At 65.7% G+C, this 19,803-nt stretch carries 16 protein-coding genes; 10 read left to right on the forward strand and 6 right to left on the reverse strand.

Annotated features, from left to right (window positions below; all coding sequences use genetic code 11):
- Positions 1-52 precede the first annotated feature (52 nt).
- From purM to AC6UUM_RS10420, 5 genes are all read left to right on the forward strand, one after another.
- On the forward strand, positions 53-1,153 hold the full coding sequence (gene purM / locus AC6UUM_RS10400; RefSeq protein WP_500802206.1) for a phosphoribosylformylglycinamidine cyclo-ligase: 1,101 nt from the start codon (positions 53-55) through the stop codon (positions 1,151-1,153).
- Positions 1,146-2,087: a phosphoribosylglycinamide formyltransferase gene (gene purN, locus AC6UUM_RS10405; protein WP_500802207.1), complete on the forward strand. Its 942-nt coding sequence runs from the start codon at positions 1,146-1,148 to the stop codon at positions 2,085-2,087. The genes purM and purN overlap by 8 nt, the downstream gene beginning before the upstream one ends.
- A complete protein-coding gene (locus tag AC6UUM_RS10410) occupies positions 2,084-3,259 on the forward strand; it encodes a GNAT family N-acetyltransferase (protein WP_500802208.1) in 1,176 nt (391 codons plus the stop codon). The genes purN and AC6UUM_RS10410 overlap by 4 nt, the downstream gene beginning before the upstream one ends.
- Before the next feature lie 121 nt (positions 3,260-3,380).
- Entirely contained in the window at positions 3,381-4,280 is a 900-nt protein-coding gene (locus AC6UUM_RS10415; RefSeq protein ID WP_500802209.1) for a hypothetical protein, read from the forward strand.
- Between the two features lie 45 nt (positions 4,281-4,325).
- Entirely contained in the window at positions 4,326-5,435 is a 1,110-nt protein-coding gene (locus AC6UUM_RS10420) for an alpha/beta hydrolase (RefSeq protein WP_500802210.1), read from the forward strand.
- Between the two features lie 99 nt (positions 5,436-5,534).
- Here AC6UUM_RS10420 and ndk read toward each other — a convergent pair whose 3' ends face one another.
- Both ndk and AC6UUM_RS10430 read right to left on the reverse strand, forming a co-directional pair.
- On the reverse strand, positions 5,535-5,957 hold the full coding sequence (gene ndk, locus AC6UUM_RS10425; protein WP_500802211.1) for a nucleoside-diphosphate kinase: 423 nt from the start codon (positions 5,955-5,957) through the stop codon (positions 5,535-5,537).
- 180 nt (positions 5,958-6,137) lie between these two features.
- Entirely contained in the window at positions 6,138-7,616 is a 1,479-nt protein-coding gene (locus tag AC6UUM_RS10430) for a leucyl aminopeptidase (protein WP_500802212.1), read from the reverse strand.
- Positions 7,617-7,723: 107 nt separating this feature from the next.
- Here AC6UUM_RS10430 and AC6UUM_RS10435 point away from each other — a divergent pair, with 107 nt between their 5' ends.
- The 5 genes from AC6UUM_RS10435 (at position 7,724) to AC6UUM_RS10455 (ending at position 15,126) form a co-directional block, all read left to right on the forward strand.
- Positions 7,724-10,024: an LPS-assembly protein LptD gene (locus AC6UUM_RS10435; RefSeq protein ID WP_500802213.1), complete on the forward strand. Its 2,301-nt coding sequence runs from the start codon at positions 7,724-7,726 to the stop codon at positions 10,022-10,024.
- A 162-nt stretch (positions 10,025-10,186) separates the two neighbouring features.
- The gene (locus AC6UUM_RS10440; RefSeq protein WP_500802214.1) at positions 10,187-11,563 is read left to right on the forward strand and encodes a peptidylprolyl isomerase; all 1,377 of its coding nucleotides are present in this window, start codon (positions 10,187-10,189) and stop codon (positions 11,561-11,563) included.
- Positions 11,563-12,582, forward strand: a complete 1,020-nt coding sequence (gene pdxA, locus AC6UUM_RS10445) for a 4-hydroxythreonine-4-phosphate dehydrogenase PdxA (protein WP_500802215.1) — start codon at positions 11,563-11,565, stop codon at positions 12,580-12,582. The genes AC6UUM_RS10440 and pdxA overlap by 1 nt, the downstream gene beginning before the upstream one ends.
- Positions 12,582-13,403: a 16S rRNA (adenine(1518)-N(6)/adenine(1519)-N(6))-dimethyltransferase RsmA gene (rsmA, locus tag AC6UUM_RS10450; protein WP_500802216.1), complete on the forward strand. Its 822-nt coding sequence runs from the start codon at positions 12,582-12,584 to the stop codon at positions 13,401-13,403. Before pdxA ends, rsmA begins: the two co-directional genes overlap by 1 nt.
- 67 nt (positions 13,404-13,470) lie before the next feature.
- Positions 13,471-15,126 carry a M20/M25/M40 family metallo-hydrolase gene (locus tag AC6UUM_RS10455; protein WP_500802217.1) on the forward strand — a complete coding sequence of 552 codons (1,656 nt, stop codon included), beginning with the start codon at positions 13,471-13,473 and terminating at the stop codon, positions 15,124-15,126.
- An 80-nt stretch (positions 15,127-15,206) separates the two neighbouring features.
- Here AC6UUM_RS10455 and AC6UUM_RS10460 read toward each other — a convergent pair whose 3' ends face one another.
- The 4 genes from AC6UUM_RS10460 to AC6UUM_RS10475 all read right to left on the reverse strand — a co-directional run bounded on the left by AC6UUM_RS10460 (position 15,207) and on the right by AC6UUM_RS10475 (position 19,720).
- Positions 15,207-15,689: a tetratricopeptide repeat protein gene (locus AC6UUM_RS10460; RefSeq protein ID WP_500802218.1), complete on the reverse strand. Its 483-nt coding sequence runs from the start codon at positions 15,687-15,689 to the stop codon at positions 15,207-15,209.
- A 25-nt stretch (positions 15,690-15,714) separates the two neighbouring features.
- On the reverse strand, positions 15,715-16,875 hold the full coding sequence (locus AC6UUM_RS10465) for an RsmB/NOP family class I SAM-dependent RNA methyltransferase (protein ID WP_500802219.1): 1,161 nt from the start codon (positions 16,873-16,875) through the stop codon (positions 15,715-15,717).
- Positions 16,872-18,365 carry an IMP dehydrogenase gene (gene guaB, locus AC6UUM_RS10470; RefSeq protein ID WP_500802220.1) on the reverse strand — a complete coding sequence of 498 codons (1,494 nt, stop codon included), beginning with the start codon at positions 18,363-18,365 and terminating at the stop codon, positions 16,872-16,874. Before guaB ends, AC6UUM_RS10465 begins: the two co-directional genes overlap by 4 nt.
- 116 nt (positions 18,366-18,481) lie before the next feature.
- Positions 18,482-19,720, reverse strand: coding sequence for a tetratricopeptide repeat protein (locus AC6UUM_RS10475; protein ID WP_500802221.1), 1,239 nt, complete (start codon positions 19,718-19,720; stop codon positions 18,482-18,484).
- Between the last annotated feature and the right edge of the window lie 83 nt (positions 19,721-19,803).

Below are 19,803 nucleotides of genomic sequence, written 5' to 3' on the forward strand. Positions count from 1 at the left end.
TGCCAAGCCCGCATGCTGGCGCGCACGCAAATCTGGCGCTATGGCGGCGCGCATGGCCGACAAACGCCCCCTCACCCCCCCGCTTACCTACGCTGATGCCGGCGTTGATATTGCGGCCGGCAACGCGCTGGTGAAGATGATTGCGCCCTTGGCGCGCGCCACCGCCCGCCCCGGCGCCGATGCCGAACTGGGCGGCTTTGGCGGCTTTTTCGATCCACGCGCGGCGGGATACAAGGATCCGCTGCTGGTCGCCGCCAATGACGGCGTGGGCACCAAGCTGAAACTCGCCATCGATACCGGCCGGCACGATACGGTCGGCATCGATCTGGTGGCGATGTGCGTGAACGATCTGATCGTGCAGGGCGCCGAGCCGCTGTTTTTCCTGGATTATTTCGCCACCGGCAAGCTGGAGAATGGCGTGGCGGCGCGGGTTGTCGCCGGCATCGCAGTTGGGTGCAAACAGGCTGGCTGCGCTCTGATCGGCGGCGAAACGGCGGAAATGCCCGGCATGTATGCGCCCGGCGATTATGATCTGGCCGGCTTTGCCGTTGGCGCTGTCGAGCGCGGCGAGCAACTCACCGGCGACGGCGTGGCCCCCGGCCAGCTCATTGTCGGCATCGCTTCGTCCGGCGCGCACAGCAACGGTTATTCACTAATCCGTCGCATCCTCGCCGTGTCTGGCGCCGATCTGGCCGCCCCTGCCCCATTCGATCCCAGCCGCACCCTGGCCGAAGCGCTGCTCGAACCGACCCGCATTTATGTGCAGCCGCTGCTGCCGCTGATCCGCGCTGGCCATATCAAGGCGCTGGCGCACATCACTGGCGGCGGCTTCCTGGAAAACATCCCGCGCGTGCTGCCTGCCGGCGCGCGCGCACTGGTGGCGGCGCCGCAACTGCCGCCGCTGTTTGACTGGCTGCGCACGTCCGGCGGCGTGGCGGCGGCCGAGATGGCGCGCACCTTCAATTGCGGCACCGGCATGGTGCTGGTGGTGGAACGCGACAAGGCCGATGCGGTGATCGCGGCGCTGGTGGCCGCAGGCGAAGCCGCGAGCGTGATCGGCGAAATCATTGCCGGGCAACGTGGTTGCGACGTGCACGGCGCGCCCGGCCAATGGGGTGAGCCTGCGGCCTGGACGGCCAGCCACGATGGCTGAGCGGGCGCGAGTCGGCGTCCTGATCTCCGGGCGCGGCAGCAACATGGCCGCGCTGCTGTATGCCAGCCGGCTCGATCCGGCCTGCCCTTATGAGATCGTCGTGGTCGGCAGCAACGATCCCGAAGCCGCCGGCCTGATACTGGCGGCAGCGGAAGGCGTGCCGACCTTCGCGCACAGCCATAAGGGCCTGAAGCGAGCCGAATTCGATGAGATCATCACCCGCGAGTTGGAAGCTGCCGGCGTGACGCACATCGCGCTGGCCGGCTACATGCGGCTGTTGTCGGCGGAATTCGTCGCCCACTGGCAGGGCCGCTGCCTCAATATCCACCCGTCGCTGCTGCCCAGGCACAAGGGCCTGCACACCCACGCCGCCGTGCTGGCAGCGGGTGAGGCGGAAACCGGCTGCACCATCCACATCGTCACGCCCGAACTGGATGATGGCCCGATCCTGGGCCAGGCGCGCATTGCCGTGCTGCCGGGCGACACGCCGGAGACGCTGGCAACACGCGTGCAATATGCCGAGCATCAACTCTACCCGCGCGTGCTCGGCGATTTCGTGTCGGCAGCGGATCGCCCGGACGCGCTGCTGGCCCGCGTCCGCGGCCTGGCGCTGAACCTGCCGGCTGCGGCCGAGAAGCTCTCCCACGGCTCGCCCGGTTTCTTTGTCGAGGGCGGCAAATTCTTCGCCTATTTCAGCGACAATCACCACGGCGATGGTATCACTGCCCTGCTTTTGAAAGTCTCCGGCCTGGATGAAGCCGCCATGTTGATCGATCAAGACCCGGATCGCTTCTTCCGCCCCAAATATTTCGGCCCCGCTGGCTGGGTCGGCATTATACTCACCGATGGGCCGGATTGGGCAATGATCGAGGCCATGATCGGCGCGGCATGGCGGCTGTGCGCGCCGCGCCGCTTGGCCATCCTGCCGTTATGACCATGCAGATCGGCTTGATCGGCGGCATCGGCCCGGCGGCGACCGATCATTATTACCGCCGGCTGATTGCCGCCTTTGCGCAGGCTGGTACGCCACTTGAACTGACCATCGTGCATGCCGACGCCCCCACCTTGCTCAGCAATCTGGCGGCCGGGGACGCGGCGGCTCAGGTGGCGATCTATCAGCGGCTGACCGCGCGCCTGGCCAGCGCCGGCGCCGATTTCGTCGCGATCACCTCGATAGCCGGGCATTTCTGCGTTGCGGAATTTGCCGCCGTATCGCCCTTGCCGGTCGTCAACATGATCACGGCGATCAGCGCCGATATCAGCCGCAGCGGTCTGTCGCGCATTGGCATATTGGGCACGCGCACCGTGATGGAAACCCGAATCTACGGCAGCATCACCACGTCCGAACTCGTGCCGCCACGCGGCGACATGCTCGGCGCCGTGCACGATGCCTATGCCGCCATGGCCGCTGCCGGCAGTGTCACGCCAGATCAGCGGGCGATCTTCATGGCGGCGGCAAATCAGTTGCGCGACGAGGACGGGGTGGAGGCGATCATGCTGGGCGGTACTGATCTGGCACTGGTGTTCGATGCGGCCACTGCGCCATTCCCGCTGGTCGATTGCGCCGGGCTGCATGTCGATGCCATCGCCGCTCGCGCCTTTGGCGAATTCGGCGGCAGGCTGATGGCCCACACTCTGTCCCCCGCCGCCGAGCAGAATCTGCTGGCGCTCAATGCCGCCAACGAGCAGGAAACGTCGCCGCTCGATGCCGCGGCGCTGCACCGGCTGGTCACGGGCTGCTGGCACCTCGGCCTCGCCGGCCCGGATGGCCGCAACGGCTTCCTGATCGCGCTGGATGAAACCCATCCCGATTACGCCAGCCCGAATTATCGGTGGTTCAAGGCGCGTTACCCCCGTTTCATCTATATCGACCGCGTCATCATCGCGTCGGCCGCCCGCGGCCAGGGCGTGGCACGCAGCCTGTATGAAGCCATGTTCGCACGCGCCGCGGCCGAATGCGTGCCGCTGATCGGCTGCGAAGTGAACAGCTTGCCCCCCAACCCGGTGTCGGACGCCTTCCACGCCCGGCTGGGCTTTGCCGAAATCGGGCGCGCGACGCTGGCCGGCGGCGACAAGCAGGTGCGCTACCTGGCGCGGCAATGCTGAGCAAGCTCACACGGCTGACACTGCAGCCCTGCTGCCGCCCATTGCCCCGGCCATCGGCCTCGCCTATTTCGGCCGGGCAGACGGTGCGCTGAACGACGCTGCTGCAGGATTGGGGGAGATCATGATGCGCAATTTGCTGCTTGCTGTGGCCCTGGCTGGCCTTTCGGCGCAGCCGCTTGCGGCACAGGCGACCGACACCGTCGCTGCTGCGCCCGCAGCTGCGCCCGCTGCGGCCCCCTTGAGCATCTTCATCACCGACAAGGGGCCCAATGGCATGAGCGATCTGCCCATGGGCGTGAAGCGCATCCCCGATACCAATATCGTCGTGTCCGGCCACCAGAAAGGCGGCGCCCTCGGCATGTTGTTCGGCATCGTCGGCGTGGCGGTGCAGAGCGCGGCCAACACCCAGGCCGGCGCCAACCGGACGAACGACATCCAGGAAGCGTTGCGCTTTGACGTGTCCGGCAAGACCACCGAACTCGTGACCAGCCTGCTTGCCGACGAGGCCTTCCGCGGCGCCTACACGCTCGCCACCGAGGCCAGCCCGTCGGCCATGCCGGTGACGCCCTATGTCGTGCTCACCTACGTCAACGACACCGATGTGCGGCCCTATATTGTGCTGAAGACCAAGCTCGATGCCGGCAACGTCAAGGACAAGCCGAAGACGATCAAATATTTCTGCTGTGAAGGCCCGGCCATGCCGCTGGTTGGCGACGACAGCCTGACGGCCAACAACGGCGAGAAGTTGAAGGCGCTGCTCACCGCCGAGCTGGATACGGCCGTGCGCATCATGCTGACCGACCGCCACCAGCCCTTCGCGCGCAATGATGATGCAAGACTCGACATCAAGGGCTCGCTGCCCTTCGTCGGCAAGTCGTTCAAATGGCGCGGGTGGGATCTGGGCAATTTCAAGGATTACAAGCTGATCGAGTTTCGCGGCGGCATCCTGGTCTTTGGCGGCGTCCATGCCGTCGAGCCGGGGGCGCTGGAGATCGCGCCCTATGTGAAGAAGCAGAAGTGACGCGCGCGAAGGCGGATTGAAGGCACGGGCGATGCTGAGCGCGGCGTGGCGCTTGTGCGCGCCCGAGCGATTGGCCATGATGCCGATCTGGCTCACTGCGGCAAGAGGCTGACGATGTTGACCCTGGATCAAATCTCCCGTCGCCGATTTCTTGCCGCAGCGTCCATCTCGAGCCTCATGTTGAGCGGCTCTGCCCTCCAAGCCGAAATTGATGTGCTTGCACTGGTTGATCCGGAACTTCGGGAAGCGGCGCGACGGGCGCCCGCCAACCGCCTCGGGGCGGAAACACTGGCTGCGCGGCGGGCGAGTGAAGTTGATGGCGTACCGCTGCCCTTGCCAGCGCCGCAGCCACAGATTCGTATGATTCCCGGGCCGAAGGGCGCGCCAGACGTTCGGGTGGCGGTTTTCGATGGATCCAAGGTTCCGCGCGGCAAGCCCGTCTTTTTGCACATGCACGGCGGCGGCTTTGTGGCTGGGCGGCTCATGGCGCGCCCGGCCAGACTGCAGGCCTTGGCACAAGAGGCTGAGTGTCTGCTGGTGTCCGTCGATTATCGCCTTGCCCCCGAAGCCCGCTTCCCCGGCGCATTGGAAGACAATTATTCCGTGCTGCGTTGGTTGATTACTCAGGCCGATAAACTTGGAATTGACCCCAAGCGCATTGCGATCGGCGGGGATAGCGCCGGTGGCGGCCACGCTGCCATGCTGGCCATCGCGGCACGAGATCGCGGCGAATTTCCGATTGCATTGCAGCTGCTGGTTTATCCCATGCTGGATGATCGCACCGCTTCAACACTGTCCATACCGCCCCATATCGGCACGATTGGCTGGAGCCGCGAAGCCAACCGTTTCGGCTGGACAGCGTTGCTGGGGCAGACGCCGGGACGGCCTTCGGTGCCGACGGGCTCGGTCCCAGCACGGTTAGAAAATCTTGCTGGCCTGCCGCCCACCTTCATCGCCGTGGGGGCACTGGACTTGTTTGTTGTTGAAGACATTACCTATGCGCAGCGACTGACGTCTGTCGGCGTCCCGGTGGAAATGTTGGTGGTGCCGGGAGCGTTCCATGCCTTTAACGTGGCTGTGCCTGAAGCGAGAATTTCCCGCCAGTTCAATGCCGCGATAACGTCCGCATTGAAACGCGGGCTGGGCAACGGCTGATGGGTTGATCGGCTGTATCGAGCCGTTGAAGGCTGGCGTCCAGACACAGAAAGGGCCGCAGGATCACTGCGGCCCTCTCATTATTCAAGTCAGATGGCTTCAGCCAACAATTTCCGTCTGCGCGAAGAAATAGGCGATCTCGATCGCGGCATTTTCCTCGCTGTCCGAACCATGCACGGTGTTGGCTTCGATCGATTCGGCCAGTTCCTTGCGGATGGTGCCGGCATCGGCGTTGGCCGGGTTGGTGGCGCCCATGATGGCGCGATAAGTCGGGACGGCGTCTTCGCCTTCCAGCACCTGCACAACGACCGGGCCGCTGATCATGAAGCTGACCAGATCGGCGAAGAAGCCGCGTTCGCGATGGACGGCGTAGAAGCCTTCGGCCTGGGCCTGGGTCAGATGCAGGCGCTTTTGCGCGATGATGCGCAGGCCGGCGGCTTCGATCATCGTGTTCACCTTGCCGGTGATGTTGCGGGCGGTGGCATCGGGCTTGATGATCGAGAAGGTGCGGGTGATCGCCATGGTGAAAAGTCCACTTGTTTGATGGGGAAACAGGATGCGCGGCCCCCTACAGGCCGGGCCTGGAAATGGCAAGGCTTGGTGATCCTCCCCATTGGGCGGAGGAGGCCTTTGTCGCGTCAGGCGCGCCCCCTCCGCCTCCTTGCGGTCGGCTCCTCCCCCAGCGGGGGAGGATTTTCAGGTTCAGCCCTCGAAATTGTCCGCCACGAACCGGTCGAGCAGCCGCACGCCGTAACCCGTCGCGCCCTTGTCCCACAGCGCGCCGGGCTTGCTGGCCCACACGGTGCCAGCGACGTCCAAGTGCGCCCATTTCACGCCGGGCTTGATGAAGCGCCCGATGAACTGCGCGGCGGTGATCGATCCGCCTTCGCGTGGGCCGACATTCTTGATGTCGGCGATGTCGCTGTCGATCAACTTGTCATAGGCGTCGCCGATCGGCATCCGCCACAATTTGTCGCCCACCGCGCTGCCTGCCGCCGCAAGCTGCACCGCCAGGCCATCATCATTGGCAAACATGCCGGCATATTCATGGCCCAGCGACACGATGATTGCGCCGGTCAGCGTCGCCAGATCGACCACCACTTCGGGCTGGAACGTCTCCTGCGCCCACCAGATTGCATCGCACAGCACCAGCCGGCCTTCGGCGTCGGTGTTGATCACTTCCACCGTCTGGCCGTTCATGGTGGTCACCACGTCGCCGGGGCGCTGGGCGTTGCCGTCGGGCATGTTTTCCACCAGGCCGATCACGCCGACCACATGCGCCCTTGCTTTGCGCGCCGCGATGGCGTGCATGGCGCCGGTGACAGCCCCTGCCCCGCCCATGTCCCACTTCATGTCTTCCATGCCGCCCGGCGGTTTCAGGCTGATGCCGCCGGTGTCGAAGGTGACGCCCTTGCCGACCAGGCACACCGGCTTCACATCATCGCGGCCGGTGCCGTTCCAGCGCATCGCCAGAATCCGCGCCGGCCGCACCGATCCCTGCGCCACACCGAGCAGCGCACCCATGCCGAGCGCGCGCATCGCCGCATCATCGAGGATGGTCAGCTCCACGCCCAACGCCACCAGATCGCGGGCGCTTTCGACAAAGCTTTCAGGATAGAGCACGTTCGGCGGTTCGCTCACCAGGCTGCGCGTGCGCGCCACGCCGCCGGCAATCGCCGCCAGCCGCGCGTGGGTTTCGGCATCGCCGCCGCCGATGATGGACAGGCCCACCAGCGTCGGTTTCTGCTTTTCGGGCTGCTTGGTGCGATATTGATCGAACCGCCACGCCCGCAGCGTCGCGCCGTGCGCCAGATGCGCTGCCAGGGCGCCATCCAGCACGCCGGCCACATCGACATTCACATGCGCCTCTCCGCTGGTCAGCAGCCGCGCGCTGATCGCGCCGCCGATGCGCTCGGCGGCCAGCGCGTCGAGCTTGGCGACCGGGCCGGTACCGACCAGCAGCAGCCGACGGCAGGACAGGCCGGCCGGGGCGAGGATTTCGACGATGGCACCGGCTTCGCCATCAAAGCGCGCTGCGGCCGCGGCCGCCGTGACTGCGCCATGGCTGGCCGCGTCGGCCGCCTTGGCCGCCGCAGAAAAGGCCGCATCGGGCCCGGCCAGCACCACCAGGGCATCAGTGGCATCGTCAGCAGCGGCAGGCAGATAGGTGATGGCAAGCATGAGGGCGTCCTTGAACTGATTCGCGCAGTGTCATCCGATTAGGCCCGCCGTGAGCCCGCGCCAAGCAGATGGTTGCGGGTGGGGTCCGGCCCGGCTATCGAGCGCGCGTGGCTTTCACCGTTCCCCCGCCCTGCCGGCGCCGCACTGCGCTGCTGCTGGCTGCCGCAACCCTGGCCCTGGCGCCCGCTCCGGCCCTGGCCCAGCGCCTCAGCCCGGCGCTGTGGGGCAATCGCGAGCCGGCAAACCGCGATCCCGATGCCGAACAGCGCAGCGCGACTCCACCCAAGGCCGGCGACATGCTGGATTTCGGCGCCGACCAGCTCAGTTATGACGAATCGCGGCAACTGGTGATTGCCAGCGGCCGGGTGGAATTGACGCGCGATGCCTATCGCCTGTCGGCCGATCGGGTGGAATATCAGCGCACCAGCGATGGCACGCCCGGCGAAGTGGTGGCGATCGGCAATGTGTCGATCATCGATCCGGCCGGCAATCAAGCGATGGGCGATCGCATCACCCTCACCGATACGCTGCGCGATGGGGCCATCGCCAACATGCTGCTGGTGCTCAACGATGGTGGTCGCCTCGGGGCCCGCACGGCCACCCGCTCCGGGACAAATTATTCGCTCGATCGCGCCGCTTATTCGCCCTGCGCGGTGATCGATGCCACCGGCTGCCCGCAAACCCCGGTGTGGAAGATCAAGGCGGTGAAAATCGTCTATGATCAGAAACGCCACCGTATTTCCTATCGCAACGCCAGCCTGGAAATGTTCGGCGTGCCGGTGCTCTATTTCCCGCGGCTGTCGCACCCGGATGGCGATGCACCGCGCGCCGCCGGTGTGCTGGTGCCGGCCATCGAACTGCAACGCCAGCTGGGCCTGGGTGTCTCCGCCCCGATCCATTTCGCGCCGGGATCGGATTTCGATGCCACGCTCACGCCCTGGCTCTATACCGCCACCAATCCGGCGCTGGCGTTTCAGGCCCGCAAGCTGCTGGCCGATGGCCCAATCCAGGTCGATGGCATGTTCACCGTGTCGCGGCGCTTCGATCTGGGCGCCGATGGCATCACCGAGGTTGATCGCGGCGAGCGGTTCCGGGCCTATGTCGGCATCAAGGGCCGGTTGCAACACAGCCCGCTCTGGCGCAGCGTATTTTCGGTGCGGCTGACCACCGACGACACGTTCAACCGCCGCTATGGCCTGGGCTTTGATGATACGCTGCGCTCGTCCTATGCGCTGGAACGCATCACCGATGAAAGCTGGCTGTCGGTTTCGGCCTGGTATTTCCAGGGGCTGCGCGCCACCGACCGCGCCGGGGAAAGCCCGCTGCTGTTGCCGCTGATCGATTATGACTGGCGCCCGGATTGGGACATTGGCGGCGGCCGGCTGCGCTTTGGCGCCAATTCCACCCTGCTCACCCGCGCCAGCGGGCAGGACATGTTCCGTGCGCTGGGCTGGGCGCGTTGGGATCGCAGCCTGACGACCTCGCTCGGCCATCGCGTCACCTTCACCGGCCTGGCGCGCGGCGACCTTTATGACGTGCGCGACAGCACGCTGGCCACCCTGCCGGAATATGCCGGGCGCGATGGCTGGCGCGGGCGCGGTTTTGGCCTGGCTGCCATCGATATCGCCTGGCCGTTCGCTGGCCCGGCGCTGGGTGGGGAGCAGATGATCTCCCCGCGCCTGCAATTGGTCGCGGCACCGCGGGTGGCCAATCTGGGCTTTCCCAACGAAGACGCCCGCGCCTTCGAACTGGATGACAACAGCCTGTTCGATCTGAACCGCACACCGGGGCTTGATCGCATCGAAAGCGGCAGCCGCGTCACCTGGGGCGGTGAATATATGCTCGATCGCCCCGGCTGGCAGATCCGCGCCGAAATCGGCCAGTCGCTGCGGTTGGACGGCGATGGCAGCGAATTTGCCGCCGGCACCGGTTATCAGGGCCGGGTTTCCGATGTGGTGGGGCGCGCCACGCTGAAGATCGGCCGGCTGGTCGAACTCACCCAGCGCTTTCGGCTGGACAAGGACAGTTTCGCCGTGCGCCGCAACGAGATCGATCTGACCATCGGCGGCCGGCGCACCTATGTGTCGGCGGCCTACATCAGGCTCAATCGCAACGTCACGCTGGAGGATCTGGAAGATCGGCAAGAATTGCGCGTTGCCGGCCGGCTGGCCTTTGCGCGTTATTGGACGTTGTTCGGCAATGCCATCATCGATCTGACCACCAGGGCCGACAATCCGCTGAGCACCGGCAATGGCTTTGAACCCATCCGCCACCGCATCGGGGTGGAATATGAAGATGAATGCTTCCGGGTGGGCTTTGGCTGGCGCCGCGATTATGTGGGTGACCGCGATTTCCGCCCCGGCAACAATTTCCAGATCAGCGTCGCATTTAAGACCATTGGCCGATAAATCAGCCAGGGTAAAACCATTGGCCGATACAAATCGTTTTTTCACCCCGCATTCAGATGCACTCAGGCAACAACGCAACATCGCGCTTTCCCCCACGGGCGGCGATGCGCTAAGGCCAAGCGGCAACGGGGGGTGGGCGCCGCTGCACGACGGAGTGACGGAATGAGATCTGCAAAGCTGAACCGGTCCCTGATGGCCTGCCTGCTGTCTGGCGTGGCGGTGCTGGCCCCGATGGCGGCACCGATGCTGGCTCCCGCTTTTGCGCAGACACCAGCTCCGTCAGGGGCGCAGCGCAGCTTTTCCGCCAATGATCTGCCCGACTTGCTGTTGATGGGTGAGGTCGATCCCGCCGTGCGCAAGGCGCAGGCCATCGTCAACGGTGAAGTCATCACCGATACTGATATCGATCAGCGCCTGGGCCTGGTGGTTGCGGCCAACGGCGGCAAGATCGACGACGCAGAGCGCCAGCGGCTTCGCCTGCAGATCATCCGCAACCTGATCGACGAGAAATTGCAGATGCAGGAAGCCGCCGAGAACGACATCCGCATCAACGAAGCTGAAGTGACCCGCTCATTCGAGCGCATCGCCCAGAATTTCAAGCGCACGCCCAAGGCGTTCGAGGATTATCTGCACACCAGCGGATCATCGGCCAACAGCCTGAAAGGCCAGATCCGCGCCGAACTGGCCTGGAGCCGCGTGCTGCGCCGCAAGGTCGAACCGATGGTCAATGTCGGTGACGATGAAGTGCAGCAGGTGATCGACAAACTGAACGCCGCCAAGGGCAAGGACGAATATCATGTCGGCGAGATTTTCCTGTCGGCCACCCCGGAAACCCTGGAAGCCGTGATGGAAGATGCCGCGCGCATCACCGGCCAGATCCGCGGCGGCGCCAGCTTTGTCGCTTATGCACGACAGTTTTCCGAAGCCTCCACCGCTGGCCTGGGCGGCGATCTGGGCTGGGTGCGGGCCGAACAATTGAACGACAAGGTCGCCCCGGCCGTTGCCACTTTGCAGCCCGGCCAGATCAGCGATCCGATCCCGGTCACCGGCGGCGTCGCCATCATGTCCATGCTGGAGCGCCGGCAGGTGCTGGCCGCCGATCCGACCCTGGCGTTGCTCAGCCTGAAGCAATTGACCATCCCGTTGAAGGCCGACACCACCGAGGTGCAGGCGCGCGAGAAAGTGGCAGAAATCCAGTTGGCCACCCGCGGCATGGGCGGTTGCGGCGGCGTGGAGGCCGTGGCCAAGAAGATCGGCGGCGAGGTTGCCACCAATGATGCCATCCGCATGAAGGATCTGCCGGCGCCGCTGCAGACCATCCTGGGCAAATTGTCGATCGGTGAAGCCACGCCGGCCTTCGGTTCGGCCGAAGAAGGCCTGCGCGTGCTGGTACTGTGCGGCCGCGACGACAGCCAGATCGAAGCCAAGGCGCCGAATTTCGACGAGATTTATGCGCAGATGAACGATGAGCGGGTGAACATGCGCGCCCGCCGCTACCTGCGCGATCTGCGGCGCGACGCCATCGTCGATTATCGCTGATGAGCCCGGCTTCCTTGGCGGCGCCGCTGGCCGTATCCATTGGCGATCCCGCCGGCATCGGCCCGGAAATCATCGCCGGGGCCTGGGAACGCCGCAATGAACTGTGCAGCGAAGGGCGGGGCTTCCCGCCGTTCCTCGCCATCGGTGATGCGCGGTCGATCCGTGCGGTGTGGGATGGCCCGATCGCCGTCTTGTCCGATACCGCCGAAGCCGCCGGCGCCTTTGCCAACGCCTTGCCGCTGATCCAGGTCGATGATCCCGGCGAGATCGTGCCCGGTGAACCCAATCTGGCCGGCGCGCGCTGTGCGCTGGACAGTCTGGAATTCGCCGTCGGTCTCACCCGCCAGGGCATGGCATCGGCGCTGGTCACCGGCCCGGTTTCGAAGGCGCAATTGTTCGCCATCGGCTTCACCTATCCGGGGCAGACAGAATTCGTCGCCGAACGCTGCGGTGTGTCGGCGGCCAACGCGGTGATGATGCTGGCCGGGCCGTCGCTTCGCACCATTCCGCTCACCGTGCATGTGCCGCTGGTCGATGTGCCGCGGCTGATCAGCATCGATCTGATCGTCACCCGCGCCCGCATCGCGGCGCGCGCGCTGGCGCGTGATTTCGGCATCACGTCTCCCCGCCTCGCCATTGCCGGATTGAACCCGCACGCCGGTGAAAACGGCACGCTGGGCCGCGAAGAGGTGGACATCATCCGCCCGGCCATCGAGATCTTGCGCAGCGATGGCCTCGACATCACCGGTCCGCTGTCGGCCGACACGATGTTCCACGCCGCAGCGCGCGCGCGTTTCGATGTGGCCCTGTGCCTCTATCATGATCAGGCGCTGATCCCGTTGAAGGCGCTGCATTTCGATGATGGGGTCAATGTCACGCTCGGCCTGCCGATCGTGCGAACCTCGCCCGATCATGGCACGGCGTTCGATATTGCCGGCAAGGGCCGCGCTGCACCCACCGCGATGCTGGCCGCCATCCGCATGGCCGGCCTCTGCGCGGCGCGGCGCAAGGCGGCCTGATGGCGCTGGCTGATCTGCCCCCCTTGCGCGAGGTGATTGCCGCGCACGGGCTGAACGCCAAGAAGACGCTGGGCCAGAATTTCCTCACCGATACCAATCTGCTCGATCGCATCGCCCGCATCCCCGGCCTGGGCGCTGACAGCCGCGTTTATGAAGTCGGCCCCGGCCCCGGCGGGCTGACGCGGGCGCTGCTGCGCACCGGGGCCAGCGTGATCGCCGTGGAGCGCGATGACCGCGCCCTGCCCGCGCTCGCCGAACTCGCCGCCGCCGCCGATGGCCGGCTGAGCGTGGTGGGCGGCGATGCCATGGCGGTCGATGCGCGCGGCCTGGCCGGGGACGGCGCCCATATCGTTGCCAATCTGCCCTATAATATCGGGACGTCGCTGTTCACCGGCTGGCTCGACAGCGCCGAATGGCCGCCGTGGTGGGCCAGCCTGACCCTGATGTTCCAGAAGGAAGTGGCGCAACGCATCGTCGCCGCGCCAGGTGATGACGCCTATGGCCGGCTGAGTGTGCTCGCCCAATGGCGCAGCCGGCCACGGATTGCCATGACCGTGCCGGCCCGCGCCTTCGTGCCGTCGCCGAAGGTCGAATCCGCCGTGGTGCACCTGGTGCCGTGCGATCCCCTGTCGGCCGCCACCCCGGCGCGCCTCGCCGCCCTCACCGCCGCCGCCTTCGGCCAACGCCGCAAGATGCTGCGCGCCAGCGTGAAGGGCCTGCCCGGCGCGCTGGAGGCGCTGGAAGCCGAAGGGATCAAGCCGGAAGCGCGGGCAGAGACGGTCCCGGTGGAAGCGTTCGCGAAGGCCGCAGCGCGGCTTTAGTTGGACGCCGATTGGCCTTTACGCCCCCACAGAACATGCCACAATCATCGCAGGGGAGTGTGGGCATATGACAAGCAAATATCTCGGTCTGGCGCTGGCGATGCTGGCCGGGTCATCAGCGCTGGCGGCCACGGCCCTGGCGCCCGTGCCCACCGTGCAGAAGCCGGGCTTTGATCGCATCCGCGAAGCAGATCTGCGCGCGGACCTCGGGTTTCTGGCCTCCGATGGCATGCAGGGTCGCATGTCGCTGCAACCGGGCGATGAGGCCGCCATCCAATGGGTGGCCGCCGAATTCGCCAAGGCCGGGCTGAAACCGGCCGCGACCGATGCCAAGGGCGGCGCCAGTTTCTTCCAGCCCGTGCCGCTGCTGGAATATCGCCCCAATACCGCCGCCAACAGCATCACCCTGACGACCGGCACCGCCACCCAAAGCTGGAAATTTCCGGACTTCACCGGCGGCTACAAGAATGATCTCGATCTGTCGGCGCCGCTGGTCTTCGCCGGTTACGGCATCACCGCGCCCGGCATCGGTTATGATGATTATCAGGGCCTCGATGCGCGCGGCAAGATCGTGGTGGTGATCGAGCATGAGCCGCAGGAGAATGATCCGAAATCGCGCTTTGGCGGCACCGGCAACACCCGCCACGCCACCAACCGGGTGAAGGCCCTGAACGCCCAGGCCCACGGCGCGCTGGCGCTGATCGTGCTGGCCGAGCCCAATCGCAAGCATCCCTCCAATATCGACCGGGTCAACCGCATCGGTGGCAGCATCCGGCGGGTGCCGGGCTTGCCGACACAGGCGCTGATTGACGATGATCTCAACATTCCGGTTCTGACCGTGAACGACAAGCTGGCGGCAAGCCTGCTGGCCAGCACCGGCAGCATCCCGCCCGCCTTGCAGGCGGCGATCGATTCGGGGCCAACGCCGCAATCGCGCAGCCTGCCCGGGGTCAGCCTGGCCATCCATCTGGAAAACAGCGTGCGGTCGCGCGGGCTTTCCAGCAACGTCGTCGGCCTGCTGCCCGGCTCTGATCCCAAGCTGGCCGCCGAAACCGTCATCATCAGTGGGCACCATGACCATGATGGCTTCACCGGGCCCGACATTTATCACGGCGCCGATGACAATGGTTCGGGCACGGTCGGCGTGGTGACGATGGCACGCGCCTTTGCCGCCAATCCGGTCAAGCCGAAACGCTCGATCCTGTTCGTGGTGTTCGCCGCCGAGGAACGCGGGCTGTTAGGCGCCTATCATCTGGCTCGGCAACCGCTGCGCCCGCTGGCCACCACCCGGGCGATGATCAATTTCGACATGATCGGCCGCGACGAAACCGCCAGCGAGCAGACCGACGGCCTGATCGCCATCCCGGCCGACACCAGCAACCGCCTGAACCTGATCGGCGCCGGTTACAGCCCGGATTTCGATCGTGTGGTGAAGGTTGCCAATGCCAGCGTCGGCCTGACGCTCGATGACCGGTTCGACAAGGACAATGCGCTGAATGTCTTCTTCCGCAGCGACCAGTTCCCGTTCGTGCTGCACGATATCCCGGCCTTCTGGTTCTTCACCGGCTTCCACCCCGATTATCACCAGACGACCGATACGGCCGACAAGATCAACTATCCGAAGATGACCAATATCCTGCGCCTGTCTTACCTGTCGGCGTGGCGGTTCGCCGACGATGCCACTGTGCCAGCCTTCGTGCGCGATCCGCCCGGCGCGAAATAGCCGGCTGCCCTGGATAACGCCCACCCCCGGCCCCTCCCGCTTGCGGGAGGGGCTGGGGGTGGGATTGCTGACCTGCCGCCTCAGTTCCGCGCTGACACCGGCTTGGCCGGCGCGGCGCTCGCCGTCTGTGTCCCCTTGGCAATCACGCCTTCCAGCCGCGCCGCGGCCGAGCAATCTGCCTTGCACAGCGCCTTGATGCGGGCGAGGTTGATCTGGGCGCGAGCCGTCGCACCGCGCGCCACCAGCGCGCGGCCCTGGCCTTCCAGCGCGGCAATGTCCGACGGGTTCAGCGCCAGCGCTTCGCGATAATATTTCACCGCCTTGCCGGGCAGGCCCAGCGCTTCATAGGCGCGGGCAATGCCGCTGAACGCCGAAACATTGCGCGGATCAACGGCCAGAGCGGCTTCGAAACTGTCGATGGCATCCTGCGGCTTGCCGGCGGTCAATGCGATCTGGCCGGTGCTGGCCAGTTGCACCGAAACGGATTTCAGCTGGTCGTCGCGGCCGGTGGCGGCAGTTGCGGCGGTGGCCATCAGGGCGGCGGACAGCAGGAACAGGCGCATCAAATATCTCCCTGCCCGCAATCTATCAAAGCCGTGATGACTGCGCGATGAAAAAGCCGTCGCAGCCATCATCGGCTGGCGTGAGCACCCGGCTTTTCCACGGCGCCAGTGCCGGCGTGGCAACCAGTTGCGCTTCGCCTTCGGGCGGCAGCAGCGAACAGACGACATAGACGATCCGGCCACCGGGACGCAGCAGCCGCGTGCCCAGGTTGATCAGCTGCGCCTGCGTCATCACCAACCGCGCCAACCGTTCGCGATTGAGCCGCCAGCGGCTTTCCGGGTTGCGCCGCCAGGTGCCGCTGCCCGAACAGGGCGCATCGATCAGCACGGCGTCACATTGGCCCATCAGATCGGCCAGCGCCGCTGCCTCCTGCCCCGGATCGAGCAAGCGCATGTCGATGCCATCCGCCCCGGCGCGGGCCGCGCGCGGCGGCATCTGGCTCAGGCGCCCGCGATCGGTGTCACAGGCGACCAGACGCCCCCCATTTTCCTTGGGCCCTTTCATGTCGGCGGCCAGTGCCAAGGTCTTGCCGCCGGCGCCGGCGCACAGATCGACCACCGTCTCGCCCGGCCGGGCCGCCAGCGCCGCCGCTGCCATCTGGCTGCCTTCGTCCTGCACTTCGATATGGCCGGCCTGCCAATCTTCCAGCTGCTCCAGCACGGTGCCGGCGGGCAGGCGCAGGCCGTGCGCGGTGCGCGGCAATATTTCCCAATCGGGGTGCGCCGCCAGCACCTGTTCGCGCGTCGCCTTCAAGCTGTTGACCCGCACATCCAGCGGCGCGCGGTCCAGCAACGCCACCAGTTGCCGGCCGACATCGCCGCCAAAGCGCAGGCCCAGCATATCGCGCAGCCACGCCGGGGCCAGACCCATGGTGGCCGCCGGCTCGCCCTGCACCAGCGGCGGCGGCGAATGGCCGGCCGCGCCGAAATGCGCCAGCAGGGTCGGATCATGGGCGCGGGCAAAACCGATCACCGCCGCACGCCCCGAATGCGGACGCTCCCCCAGCGAGCGGACCACCGCGAACACCAGGTCCCGCACGCCGCGGCGATCCTTGGAACCGGCATAGCGGCGCGTTGAGAAATAGCGCTGGATCAGCGTGTCGGCCGCAGCGCCGCCATCACGCGCCGCAACAATCACCGCATCCAGTATCTCGATGGCCGCAGCCAGGCGTGCCGCAGGTGTCATCCGCTGGTCGGATAATTGGGGGCTTCACGCGTGATCATCACGTCGTGCACATGGCTTTCGCGCAGGCCCGCGTTGGTGATGCGGATGAATTCGGCGCGCTCGCGGAAATCGGCCAATGTCGCAGCGCCAGTATAGCCCATGGCCGCCTTCACCCCGCCGACCAGCTGGTGCAACACATTGGCCACCGGGCCCTTGAACGCCACCTGCCCTTCGATGCCTTCCGGCACCAGTTTCAGCTGATCCTTGATATCCTGCTGGAAATAACGATCCGCCGAACCGCGCGCCATCGCGCCCACGCTGCCCATGCCGCGATAGGATTTGTAAGTGCGGCCCTGCCACAGGAAGGTGTCGCCCGGCGCTTCCTCGGTGCCGGCGAGCAGGCTGCCGACCATCACCGCGCTCGCGCCGGCCGCCAGCGCCTTGGCGACATCGCCACTGGTGCGCAGCCCACCATCGGCAATCACTGGCACACCGGCCGCCCAGCCAGCTTCGGCGGCATCGATCACCGCGGTCAATTGCGGCACGCCCACGCCGGCCACGACGCGAGTCGTGCAGATGCTGCCCGGCCCGATGCCGACCTTGATGCCATCGGCGCCGGCATCGATCAGCGATTTCGCCGCCGCTGCTGTCGCGACATTGCCGGCGATCACCTGGGCATTGTTGCTCAACCGCTTGATGCGCGCCACTGCGGCCGCGACCTGATCGCTGTGGCCGTGCGCGGTATCAACGACGATCAGATCGCATTCGGCATCGAGCAAGGCTTCGGTGCGTTCATAGCCAGCATCGCCCACCGTGGTGGCGGCAGCCACCCGCAGCCGGCCGGCGCCATCCTTGGTGGCGTGCGGATGGTTCACCGCGCGCACGATATCCTTCATGGTGATCAGGCCGATGCAGTGATTGTCGTCATCAACCACGATCAACTTCTCGATGCGGTGGTTGTGCAACAGGCGCCGCGCATCGGCTTCGGTGACGCCGGGGCGCACGGTCACCAGATTGTCGCGGGTCATCAATTCGGCAATCGGTTGCGCATCATTTTCGGCAAAACGCAGATCGCGGTTGGTGACGATGCCAACCAATTTTCCGGGGGCGCCGCCGGGGCCAACCCGTTCCACCACCGGAAAGCCGGATATGCCGTGGCTGGCCATCAGCGCGCGGGCATCGCCCAGCGTCTGATCCGGAGTCAGCGTCACGGGGTTCACCACCATGCCGCTTTCGAAGCGCTTGACCTGCTTCACCGCCAGCGCCTGTTCGGCCACAGTGAGATTGCGGTGCAGCACGCCGATGCCGCCCATCTGCGCCATGGCGATGGCCATATTGGCTTCGGTCACCGTGTCCATCGCGCTGCTCATCACCGGGATGTTCAGGCTGATGCCGCGCGTCACCATGGTGGAGGTATCGGCCATGCTGGGCATGATGGCCGATGCCGCCGGCACCAGCAGCACATCATCAAACGTCAGCCCCAGCCGTGGTTCCTTGATACGGGCTGGCATATGGACGACTCCTGTGGCTGGCGGCGGGTGGGCTTCCATAGGGGCAGACGCCCAATAAGAAAAGCGCGCGCCGCTGTGCCGCGGCGCGCGCCTTTCAATCTGTCGTCGAGGCCCGATCAGGCGGCGGCGAGCAGCACGTCGTAGAATTGCGCGATGGTGCGGCGCGGGCCGGCCTTGACCGCGTCGAACGCTGCCTTGGCACCAACCTTGTCACCGGCCTTCATCAACGCCACGGCCAACCGCAGGTTCACCGTATCCTGATCGATCCCGGCCGCACCGACCAGCGCCTTGTAATAGGGCACGGCCTTGTCATACTGGCCCAGATTGGCCAGCGTGTCGGCGACCACCAGTCCGATGCGCGGAGACGTCTTGGCTTCCTTTTCCAGCGCGGCGATGCCGGCCTTGCTCTCGGCATTCTTGGTCGTGGCCAGGCGCACGATCTCGGCAATGCCGGTCTTGGTCGGATCGATCAATTTCTTGGCAATGGCTTCCTTCAACACCAGATCGGCTTCATTGGGCATGCCGCGATCGACCGCCGCTTCGGCATATTCCAGATAATTGCCGGCCGTGGTCATCGCGCCGGCGGCCCACAGCAGACGGCCGAAATCGATCAGCGTATTGTTGTCGAGATTGCCGGCGCGCTGCTTGGTGAGTTCAATGGCGGTGTTGTAGCTGCGGGGTTCCGGGAAGGCCTTCACCCAGCCAAGCAGCGCCGGCATGATCTGATCGGTCATGTTGCCATCGATCACGGCTTGGGCGCGGAATTCATACCAACTGCGATCACCCTTCTGGCCGGCGGCTTCGCGCAGCGCGATCGCCTTGGACAGCAATTCCACCACGCGCGGGCGGTTGTTGAGCGCGGCATTCACACTGGCGGCCTGCACCAGCATGTCCACATCATCAGGCTTGGCGGCCAGATAGGCTTCATAGGCCGTCCAGGCCTTCTGGTAATCCTTGCGGTTGCTGGCCAAGCCAGCGATGAACTTGGTGAAGGTGATCTTTTCCTCGGCCTCGATGCTGGGGGCCAGCACAGCCTCGCTCAGCGCTTCTTCCAGCTTCGCATTGTCCTTCAGGATCTGCGCCGAATAGAGCTTCAACTTGGCCATGATCAGCGCGTCATCCTTTTCGGTGCGCGGCACGTCCTTGGCTTCATCCAGCTTGGCGATGGCGCCGGCATGGTCGCCAGCGGTCTGCAATTTCTGTGCGGCAATAACGATCGCCAGGATCGGCTTGGACAATTTCGGCGGCACCGGCTTTTCAGCCTTCGGCTTGGCCTGGGCCAGCGCCGGGCTGGCGGCGCCCAATGTGGTGCCGGCCATCAAGACCAGCGCCATGGCGGTTGCAAATTTCTTCATCTGATGCCTCCCTCAAGCAATGCTGTGCCGGGCTAAAACGTCGCGCCAGCCGCGTCAACTGATGCTGCATGTTCTGCCACGCG

It is taken from the genome of Sandarakinorhabdus sp. (genome assembly GCF_987265915.1).